The organism is Janthinobacterium kumbetense (assembly GCF_023703445.1).
In the GTDB taxonomy this organism is placed as follows: Bacteria; Pseudomonadota; Gammaproteobacteria; order Burkholderiales; family Burkholderiaceae_D; genus Janthinobacterium; species Janthinobacterium kumbetense.
Map to the genome: position 1 here is coordinate 965,128 of NZ_JAMQGR010000001.1, position 9,063 is coordinate 974,190.

Annotated in this window: 16 protein-coding genes; 14 read left to right on the top strand and 2 right to left on the bottom strand. The window is 60.0% G+C overall.

Annotation, left to right across the window (positions count from 1 at the left end):
* The first annotated feature begins 7 nt into the window (after positions 1–7).
* Genes NCG91_RS04345 through NCG91_RS04400 form a run of 13 tightly spaced genes read left to right on the top strand, consistent with a single transcriptional unit; the run spans position 8 to position 6,186 of the window.
* Positions 8–376: a hypothetical protein gene (locus NCG91_RS04345; protein ID WP_251348721.1), complete on the top strand. Its 369-nt coding sequence runs from the start codon at positions 8–10 to the stop codon at positions 374–376.
* A complete protein-coding gene (locus NCG91_RS04350) occupies positions 373–576 on the top strand; it encodes a hypothetical protein (RefSeq protein ID WP_251348722.1) in 204 nt (67 codons plus the stop codon). The genes NCG91_RS04345 and NCG91_RS04350 overlap by 4 nt, the downstream gene beginning before the upstream one ends.
* Positions 555–968 carry a hypothetical protein gene (locus tag NCG91_RS04355; RefSeq protein WP_251348723.1) on the top strand — a complete coding sequence of 138 codons (414 nt, stop codon included), beginning with the start codon at positions 555–557 and terminating at the stop codon, positions 966–968. Before NCG91_RS04350 ends, NCG91_RS04355 begins: the two co-directional genes overlap by 22 nt.
* On the top strand, positions 965–1,558 hold the full coding sequence (locus tag NCG91_RS04360; RefSeq protein ID WP_251348724.1) for a hypothetical protein: 594 nt from the start codon (positions 965–967) through the stop codon (positions 1,556–1,558). The genes NCG91_RS04355 and NCG91_RS04360 overlap by 4 nt, the downstream gene beginning before the upstream one ends.
* Positions 1,555–2,457, top strand: a complete 903-nt coding sequence (locus NCG91_RS04365) for a hypothetical protein (protein WP_251348725.1) — start codon at positions 1,555–1,557, stop codon at positions 2,455–2,457. The genes NCG91_RS04360 and NCG91_RS04365 overlap by 4 nt, the downstream gene beginning before the upstream one ends.
* A complete protein-coding gene (locus NCG91_RS04370) occupies positions 2,457–4,034 on the top strand; it encodes an SGNH/GDSL hydrolase family protein (protein ID WP_251348726.1) in 1,578 nt (525 codons plus the stop codon). Before NCG91_RS04365 ends, NCG91_RS04370 begins: the two co-directional genes overlap by 1 nt.
* Entirely contained in the window at positions 4,031–4,651 is a 621-nt protein-coding gene (locus tag NCG91_RS04375; protein ID WP_251348727.1) for a glycoside hydrolase family 24 protein, read from the top strand. The genes NCG91_RS04370 and NCG91_RS04375 overlap by 4 nt, the downstream gene beginning before the upstream one ends.
* The gene (locus NCG91_RS04380) at positions 4,648–4,986 is read left to right on the top strand and encodes a hypothetical protein (protein WP_251348728.1); all 339 of its coding nucleotides are present in this window, start codon (positions 4,648–4,650) and stop codon (positions 4,984–4,986) included. The genes NCG91_RS04375 and NCG91_RS04380 overlap by 4 nt, the downstream gene beginning before the upstream one ends.
* A complete protein-coding gene (locus NCG91_RS04385; protein WP_251348729.1) occupies positions 4,977–5,273 on the top strand; it encodes a hypothetical protein in 297 nt (98 codons plus the stop codon). Before NCG91_RS04380 ends, NCG91_RS04385 begins: the two co-directional genes overlap by 10 nt.
* A complete protein-coding gene (locus tag NCG91_RS04390; RefSeq protein ID WP_219137056.1) occupies positions 5,270–5,443 on the top strand; it encodes a hypothetical protein in 174 nt (57 codons plus the stop codon). The genes NCG91_RS04385 and NCG91_RS04390 overlap by 4 nt, the downstream gene beginning before the upstream one ends.
* Positions 5,444–5,452: 9 nt before the next feature.
* Positions 5,453–5,623, top strand: a complete 171-nt coding sequence (locus NCG91_RS04395; protein WP_251348730.1) for a hypothetical protein — start codon at positions 5,453–5,455, stop codon at positions 5,621–5,623.
* Positions 5,620–5,745 (top strand): hypothetical protein, encoded by a 126-nt coding sequence (locus NCG91_RS27970; RefSeq protein ID WP_285817012.1) that lies wholly within the window; start codon positions 5,620–5,622, stop codon positions 5,743–5,745. The genes NCG91_RS04395 and NCG91_RS27970 overlap by 4 nt, the downstream gene beginning before the upstream one ends.
* A gap of 51 nt (positions 5,746–5,796) precedes the next feature.
* Positions 5,797–6,186, top strand: coding sequence for a DUF6232 family protein (locus NCG91_RS04400; RefSeq protein ID WP_251348731.1), 390 nt, complete (start codon positions 5,797–5,799; stop codon positions 6,184–6,186).
* A 27-nt stretch (positions 6,187–6,213) separates the two neighbouring features.
* Here the strand turns inward: NCG91_RS04400 and NCG91_RS04405 are convergent, their stop codons facing one another.
* Both NCG91_RS04405 and NCG91_RS04410 read right to left on the bottom strand, forming a co-directional pair.
* The gene (locus NCG91_RS04405) at positions 6,214–6,513 is read right to left on the bottom strand and encodes a hypothetical protein (protein ID WP_251348732.1); all 300 of its coding nucleotides are present in this window, start codon (positions 6,511–6,513) and stop codon (positions 6,214–6,216) included.
* Between the two features lie 345 nt (positions 6,514–6,858).
* Entirely contained in the window at positions 6,859–7,296 is a 438-nt protein-coding gene (locus NCG91_RS04410; protein ID WP_251348733.1) for an NAD(P)H-binding protein, read from the bottom strand.
* Between NCG91_RS04410 and NCG91_RS04415 the strand changes: the two genes are divergently transcribed.
* Entirely contained in the window at positions 7,295–8,893 is a 1,599-nt protein-coding gene (locus NCG91_RS04415) for a M28 family metallopeptidase (RefSeq protein WP_251348734.1), read from the top strand. The genes NCG91_RS04410 and NCG91_RS04415 overlap by 2 nt on opposite strands.
* Positions 8,894–9,063: the final 170 nt, after the last annotated feature.

Consider the following 9,063-nt stretch of genomic DNA (forward strand, 5'->3'; position numbering starts at 1 on the left):
CGGCGTCATGAGCCAATTCGATAACTTCCTGGGCTTCGGATCGAGTGACTACGATTCCGACCCATATAACACGCTGGGCACGGGCGCTACCGTCCTGCCGGACGTGTCGTGGAGTTCCCCGGCGATGGAAACGAGCACGTCAACCGGCAACGGCTTTGGCGACTTCTTCGACTCCAAGGCGGGTAATTTCGTGCTGGGTAGCCTGAATACGGCGCTCAATTACGCCATGTACCGCGATCAGCGGCAATTTACGGCCGTGGCCAATGCGCCGCAACAGGCCGTGCAGCAACAAGTCGCCGTGCAGCAAGTGCGCAACAACAACCTGTTGCTGTGGGCGGCCATCGCTGCCGGCCTGATCTTCCTGGTGAAGAAATGAACCCGGCATTGCCTCCGCTGCCGCCGCTGCAAATGGCGTCCACCTCGGGCGCCAAGGGCGGCAACCAGGGCGGATTCGGCGGCGCCAGCAGTGGCGACTGGATCGTGAACAGTGGTGCCGGTGCGAGTAGTGGCATGTCCACGAAAACGTGGCTGTTGCTGGCGGTTGCGGGCGGCGCATGGTTCCTCTTGAAACGGTAGGCGTCATCCGTGCCGGCGTGCTGGATGACGCGGCGCGGGCGGCCTACGCTGCAGCGTACCGGCCAGACCGGGAAACCGGGGGCGGGCTGGGTTCGATGGATGCGGCCATGCGTGGCGCCGAACTGTTCGAAGTCGTTGTTGCTGGCGCCGTGGTGGCACGCTACGCCCTGCGGATGGATCAGCACGACAACGGGCGCGAAATCGTCGTCGTGGCGGCTTCTGGCGGCCTTCCTGGCGTCGATCTGGTCGCCTCCGTGCTGCCAAGCATTGAACGGCAGGGCGCGGGCGCGGATCGCATGACACTGCGCACGCGGCGCCCTGGCCTGGTCAGGAAATTGAAAAAACAGGGGTGGGTGCTGGACGCCTACTGCATGGGGAAGAAAATAAAATGAGTTCAAGCAAAAGTACGGCCTCGCAGTCGCAGTCCCAAGAAACAGCAGACAACCGCATTACCGGCTCGGGCGAGTCGGTCAATTTGGTGGCCAGCCGCTCCAATATCGGCGATGTATCGATCAGCCAAACCGACCACGGTGCGGTTGATGGCGCCTTCAAGTTCGGCAACGCCTTGACGGACGGCGCCCTGAAATTTGCCGATTCCACCGTCACGGGAGCGCTGAGCACTATCAAGGCCAGCGTCAAAGACAGCCTGGACACGACGCGCGCCGCGCAGGACAGTTCCTTCAAATTCGCCAACGCCGTATCCGACAGTGCATTCAAGTCGAACGATGCCGCCCTGGGCGGCGCGTTCAAATTCGCCGCGGATATTACAGCCGGCGCCGCGAACGAATTGGCCGCCGCTGGTGCGCGCTCGGATGCGGTGGCAAAAAACGCGCTGCAGTCGGTCAAAGATGCCTACGGCGACGTAAGTAGCAAAATGGAAACGGCCTACACCAACAGCAAAGCCGGTGAGCAAAAAGTACTCGTCGGCGTGGGCCTGGCCCTGGTCGCCGTCGTAGCCTTCAAAGCGATGGGGAAAGCATGAGTTACCAGTTAATCCGCCTGTCGGCGGGCTTTGAAATGCGCGTCGACATTCCGGGGCGCTTGATCTTGGTCGATTCCGTATCGACAGGGCAGGGCGTCGATATTGCCCTGGTGCGCAACGGCACGCCAGCACCATACATTCCAGGCCGCCAGGCGGGTTTCCGCCTGGTGGAAGACTTCGGCGGCGTGCTGCTGCGCTCGGCGCTCGATTGCGAGGTGGGCATCTTCCTGTCAATCAACGATGTGCAGCTCGGCGGCACGGCCGGCGGCGAGGTGGTCATTCCGACCGGCGTCGCCGTGACAAATGACCTGGCGCACTCGATCCCCGTCACGCTAACGTCAAGCAGCAACACCACGCCGATTCCCGTATCGCTGGCCAGCATCCGCGTCAACAATACGCCGGCCCAGCCGATCCCGGTCAGCTTCGCCGGGACGGTATCGCCTGTGCTGGGCGTCGTGAAGGTGGACAACACCAACGCCGAAGCCATCCCCATGCTGCAAAAGCCGGGCGAGGTATTCGAGGTACACGTAAACAATGCGGTGCCGCTGCCCGTGTCAGTCAACAACACGGATGCGCAAGCTGTTTTTGTCCAGCCGAAGGCGACCGCTGTTTTCACGGTGGATGACAAAAAAAGAACGCTGATCGTTGATGCTGCTCCTGTGGCAGTGGGCCTTGCTGCGACGGCCATTTCAAGCGATGCAGCATACAAGCGCCTCGTTATTCGCAATGACAGTGCGCTTGCGGTAATCGCGCTGGGTGGCGCCGGGGTGACGATGGCCAATGCTGTCTTTTTCCTGGAACCGGGTGATGTATTTATCGAAAACGATGCGCCAGGCGCGGCATGGTTCGGCCTGGCTGATGTGTCGGGCGGGATCGTACAAATTCAAGGGTTGAAATAATGGGCATTATCAAGAGTGGTTTTGTGCAATGGCGCGCCGCCCTGGCCGCCGGCGGTGCAGTCCTGATCGGCTTCAAAAATACCACCGTGGCCGCCAAGCTGGCGCGCATTTTTTCGCCGCTCGATGCTGGCGGCGCTGGTGATGGCGTTGCCGATGACACGGCGGCTGTTGCCGCAACGGTTGGCGATGTTGTCAAGCTGCGCAAGTACAAGGTGAGTTCGTTTTCAAACCCGATGGGGGTTGATGTAACGCCGGATGGCGTCGCAGTGCATGCGGTAACGCATCGCGTGTTCAATCCATCGCAGCACAAATTTATGCAGGTATTCGGCGCCGAAACGCTGCAACACTGGTTTGGCCTGTTTGCCAGGAACTCCAACACGGTGGCGTCCGGCGACGGCGCTGTGAAGTGCATGGTGTTGTCGGGCGATTCGGTCACGTACGGTTCAGGCAGCACAGTAGGCGTGCCGGCAAACGTGCTGGATATTCTGGCCGGCCAGCGCGGGTATAAAAACGTTTCGGTAATCAATCACGGACAGCCAGGTGCCGCCGCCTTCCAGTGGATCGATATGTTTCTACAGGGCGATCTGGATGCAAACCCTGATTTGCTCGTCATTGGATGGGGGGATAACGATTTCGGCCTGGGGCGTACCGCTGAGCAGCTCTTGGCAGATATGCGCACGGGCCTTACACGACTGCGTGCGGCGCGCACGCCTGAGCAAATGTCGATCATCTTGCGTACGCCAACGACGATGACTGACCCGGCCAACAACCGGACAGGCTGGCGAATCGAACAGATTATCGAAGGCTATAAGCAGTTGGCGCGCGATTTCCAGTGCGCCTTTGTCGACGTCTACTCGATATTACAAAACTCGCATGACGCCTTGGGTGTTTGGATGGACAACAGCGCGGGCGGTGCCGTGCATCCGCTTGACGTAATGCAAGAGCATATTTGTGCTGCCGTGGCAGACCTGGCGCTGCCGCGTCACGGGGCTGATTGGGTGGGCAATGCCATCTACAACTGGTCGGCCGGGACAAAATCGCGCACCTATGCGCAGTTGCCAAACGCCTATTTTGACGGAATTACGATGGTCACTGTCGCGCCTCCGGGTGGCAAAAACGGTGACCCGTATAACGGCACTTTCTACACATTGAAGCAAGCGGACTCGAGCGTGCTGCAATTAAATACGCCACTCTACGGTGCGACGCAAGGATATGGCATTTCGGCGCGCCTCGGATTTAATAACGCCTGGGGGCCATCCCTGGGCGCATTGCGCGACTTGGTGCCGTTCCTGGTGAGCGGATGGACGGCGGCCCCTTCGGCGCTCAATGCAAGTTTCTGGCTGTCACTCGATGGCGCGGTAAATTTGCAGGGCACGATTAGCGCCGGAACACTGGTTGATGGGACGGTACTCTTCACCTTGCCGGCTGGTTTCACGCCGTCCGCCGCATGCGTCTGTATCGTCGCCACCTCGTCGGGTTTTGCCCGCCTCGCCATTGAGCCGAACGGAAGCGCAAAAATTTATGGCGCGGCCGGCGTGACTTACATCGCGCTGAACAGCGTCAAATTCAAGGGATGACAAAGCTCGTCATTGTCGGCGCCGTTGTTGCCGCTGCCCTGCTGATCCTGATGCGAAGCGAGCAGGGCGGGGCGGATGACGGCGACACGGCATATGAGGAGCCAGGTCTGCTTGACCAGGCCGATGCACTTTTTCAGGAATTTACCGATATGAATTCAAGCGTTTCACCAGAGCAGCAGGGCCGCAACCTGGCCGCGTTCATGAAAATGATCCGCGTCAGCGAGGGAACGGCAGGGCCGGACGGATACCGCACCATCGTGGGCGGTTCGCTGTTTGACGACTATTCCGACCATCCGCGCCAGAAAATCTGGATCCCAAGTATCAACGACTATTCCAGTGCGGCGGGCGCCTTCCAGATCATCCGCCGCACCTGGGATGGTGTGCAGGGCAAGCTCGGCCTGCCCGATTTCAGCCCGGCCAGCCAGGATCAAGCATGCGTCGAACTGATCCGCCAGCGCGGAGGCCTCCGCCTGGCCATGAACGGCGAGTTTGCCGCCGCCGTCGAAAAGTGCCGGAAAGAATGGGCCAGTCTGCCGGGCGCCGGCTACGGCCAGCGCGAGAACAGCCTGGCGAAGCTGCAAACCGCATATCTCAACGCAGGGGGCCAACTGGCATGAACAAGAGCGACATTCAAGATTTGGTCATGGGCGCGGCTGTCGTCGCCCTGGGCTACGTGCTGTACACACAATTCAAGCCTGGAAAGGTAGTGGGCGGTGCCGCTGGTGCGCTGTCGCCCATCCTCAACGGCCAGATCGGCACGAGTTACAACCCGATGCAGGGCGCGCCGTATGACCAGAATACAGCCCTTGGCTCGTTCGGACTGGCCGGGCTGCTGAGCGGCACAACGAACGACTGGACGTATGGCGGCAAGGATTACTTGTCCACGATCACGAGCCCGCGCCTGGGCGGCACGCAGCCGGACAGCATCGTGGTGAAAGGCTGGTGGAACTGATGTTGGGACAAGGCAAATTCATGCTGATCGGCGTGGCGGTAGCGGCCCTGGCGCTTCTGGTGCTGGTAAAAAAAAAGGGTGTGGCTGCGGATGTGGGGATCGCTGTCGGTGAGGCGGCTGCTGATCTGGCTGGCGGTGTTGTCGGTGGCGTTGCACTCGGCATTGGCGATCAAATAGGTCTGCCGCGTACCAACATGACGGAATGCGAGAAGGCACTTGCCGAGGGTCGCACCTGGGACGCCAGCTTTGCATGTCCAGCTGGAAAATTCATCGGGAGTTTCTTTTGAACCTGAAAAGCATTATCCCTACGGGGCCGCAAGTGGCGCGTGAGGCGCTGATCGTCCTGGGCGGGCTGCTGGTGGCGGCCTTCATCCTGTCCCGGTTTCCAAAGCTGCAAAAGTTCGTCACACAAAACAGCCTGACCATCAAAGATGACAAGGGCAACACCATTTATTAAGGGATGAGAATGAAACGATTTTTCGATAGTTTTAAAGAGGCGTCCACCTGGGCGGGCGTGGCGGGCGTGGCGTTGTCCGTGTCGCCGTTCCTGCCGCCGCCATTCCATATCTGTGCGCAGTGCCTGGCGGGCGTGGCTGGTGCGCTGGCCGGCGCCATCCGTGAAGGCGCCAAGGCATGAGCGGGCTGAGCCAGAAACACATGCTGATACTGGCCGCCGCCGTGGCCGCGTACTTCATGTATAAGCAGCACAAGGCGGCCAACGTGCTGAACGATCGCTATCCGATGGCGTACAGGAGCTAGGCTGTATCGGGAATTCTTGATAACATTGAATCTCATTTCTTGGGAGAAACAATGAGCGGCGCAGCAGAAACCACGTATTACACGAACGACAGGGTAACCGTCACAAATGCCCGTTTCATGGTCGATGGCGAAACGCATGCAATAAGTGGCATTACATCGGTCAAGCTTGAAGTGAAAAAGCCGAATAGGATACTGCCCGCGGCGCTCATAATTTTTGAATTATTGGCGCTCACAAGTGGCAAAAACTTAGCAACTCTGTCTATCTGGCATTGGGCCATTATCTTGCTTCCAGGGCTAATCTGGATGTGCTTTCAACGAACGCACTATACGGTAACGCTTGCCAGCGCGTCCGGGGAGCATCGGGCCTTGAAAAGCAAAGTAAAGCCGTTCGTCAGCGAGGTGGTGGAAGCAATAAATCAGGCGATTGTCCGTCGAGCATAGAAAAAGGCCCGCAGATCGCGGGCCTTTTCACATGATGGCGTGCATGGCAAGGCGGGCATGCCATGGGCGGGACGGGCGATCCTTGATGGCGTCGAACAGGTCGTGCAGTTTCGCATGGCGAACCTTGGCGGCCACATCGTAGCCGCGCACGTAGTTGGCGAAGGCCCTGGGGCTGAGGTGTAGTGGCGCGACGGAGGCCACCCAATCGTATAAATCTTCCTCAATGACGGCAATCTCTCCGAAGAGGTCGATTGCTGGCTGGCGTAGCTGATAGGAAAAATAGGCTGCTGGCGGCTTCGGCTTGCGGCGTGTGGTTGTCTTTTTCATTAGGATATAATGCCCGGCGCCTTCGGGCGGCAAAACGGGGAATAGAGGGGGATTTGGCGTTTTACATAATTTCGTAAAAAGCTAGACTTTTTCGAGGAACTGAATGTACTGCTTTGATTCTGCACTCTTTTAGCCATTTGACATAATATAAATTATGCGAAGTTATGTAAGGAGTTGAGAAAACCTCCATTTCGCCAACTCCCCAATCGCAAATGCGATTTCCCCCTCTGCGCGCCGCTGTCGCTGATGCTGCGCCGCCGCGCTTGAACGAGCTGCATGAAATACACGGCTTGTCCCCGTCCATGTTCGGTTTGTTCACGCCCAGAGCTGCGATGATGTTGACGATCAGGTCTGCCACTCTTCTAATGGCGCGTGCGTCGTTCGTTCGTCGCCGACTTCGTCTTCGTTCGTCATCCAGGCTGGACGCGCGATCATGTATGCGAAGCCCGGTGCTTCGATGGCGTCGGCGGCGCGGCGGAATGGTTTCAGGTGTTGCGCCAGCCTAGCGTTGTTCCGTTCGCCGAATGTGCCAGGAACTTCACCGTAGATGCCCATCGACAGCATGAAAACCAGGCGTTCGACACCGGAGGCCCGCATGGCGGCAATGATGCTGTTGGCCTGGTTTTTCATGTCGTTGCCCAGCAGATTGGCGTGAACCAGGACATGGAATCCGGTGAGGCGTGCCGGCCTGGCGCCTTGTCTCGTGGTAAATTGCCGTCCGTGAGAAGTATCTCCAATACCTACAATATCAATGAAATCAGGCGTTTGCCGACTATTTTGCATGAGAAGTCTCAAGATCCGCATGACCCGGCAGCCTTCACGCACGGCGTTGCTTTTACCGCCTTGCCGGCGCTTCCTGTCCTTTGCCGGCGCGCTGGCCATCGCGGCCACCTTGTGCGGCTGTGCCAGCAAGCCTGGGCCCTGGCCTGCGCGCGCCCTGCCGGCGTCGGCTGCCGTGACGGTCGATGCCACGCAGTTCCTGTCCAGAAAACAACTGGTGGACTGGCAAGTCGACCTGGACGAACGCCGCCTGCGCGCCACGGGTTCGCCCCGGCATGAAGCGTATATCGACGTCCTGCATGAACGCCTGGCGCGCGCCGGTGTCAAACAACTGCGCTTCGAGCCGGTCAGTTTCCGGCAATGGTCGGTGCAGCCGGAAGACTGGGGCCTGGAAGTGGTCCACGACGACAGGTCTGGCGTGCTGCCCACGGCTGGCTACATTCCGTACTCGGGCGTGACGCCGCCGTCTGGCATTACGGGGCGCATCGCCTATCTGGCGCCGGGGGCCAGTCCCGATGCCAGCCTGGCCGGCAAGCTGGTGCTCGTCGACATGCCCGCCGTGGCGTGGACGGGCAAGGTTTTCCATCGGTCCGCCGTGCATGTCCACGATCCGGACCACGCCATGGGGCCGGACACGCCGTATGCGCGCCAGTTCCAGATGCTGGGGCCGTTCATCTCCCTGCTGGACAGCCTGCAGGCGGCCGGTGCGGCGGGCGTGATCGTCATTCTCGATACGCCGCCCATGTCGATGAACGGCTTGTATGCGCCATACGACGGCAAAGTGCGCCAGCTGCCCGGCATGTTTATCGACCGTGACCGGGGGCGGCGCCTGCGCGAGAGCGTGCTGGCGGGCACGGCGCCTGTCTTGCGGCTGACCATGGCTGCCACCGTGCGCCAGGTGCAGACGCGCAACCTGGTCGGCATCATTCCCGGCAAGTCCGCGGAATTGATGGTGCTGGGCAGCCACACGGATGGCACGAACGCGCTGGAAGACAATGGACCAAACGCCATCGTCGACATGGCCCAGTACCTGACGCGCCTGCCGCAGGACAGCTTGCCGCGCAGCGTCATGCTGCTGTTGACGAGCGGCCATTTCGCGGGCGGCGTGGGCATGAAGCAGTTTATGGATCGCCACCAGGACGATGGCTTGATGCAAGGTATCGCCACGATGCTCACCATCGGGAACTTGGGCGCGCTGGAAGTGCTGCCTGACAGCAATGGTTACTTGCGCCTCACGGGCAGGTTCGAGCCGGCCGCCGTGTTTTCACCCCGCACGCCTGCCCTGATGGACGCCTCCTACGCCATGCTGAAGCAGGCCGATGCGGCGCCCGCGTTCGTGCTGCCAGCCTCCAGTCCTGCGGGCGATGGCGGTCCGAAGAATGCCGCCTGGCCTGGCGCAGGCCGGTATTTATGGGAGGCGCAGCACATTCCCACGGTGCATTACGTCACGCAACCAACCTATTTGCTCTACTATGGCATCGACAGCGTGACCCGGGTGGATTACCGGCTGATGCAGCGCCAGACCGTGGCCTTGACGCAAATGCTGCTGGATCTGTCGCGCGTGCCGTATGCCGATTTGCGCAAGGAAACGGTGCCATAGACCTTGCCTGGCGTCCACCGCCCTTCCCCGCCCTGCTTCCGGCGCCATTCCGGACACCATACCAGCGCACTGGAAAACAGGCGCTGGTATGGCCCGCATCGCCCTTATACCGGGGCAAGGCTGCAACTGGTATTGTGATCTTGCGCAAAGAATAAAACCAGTTGACTACC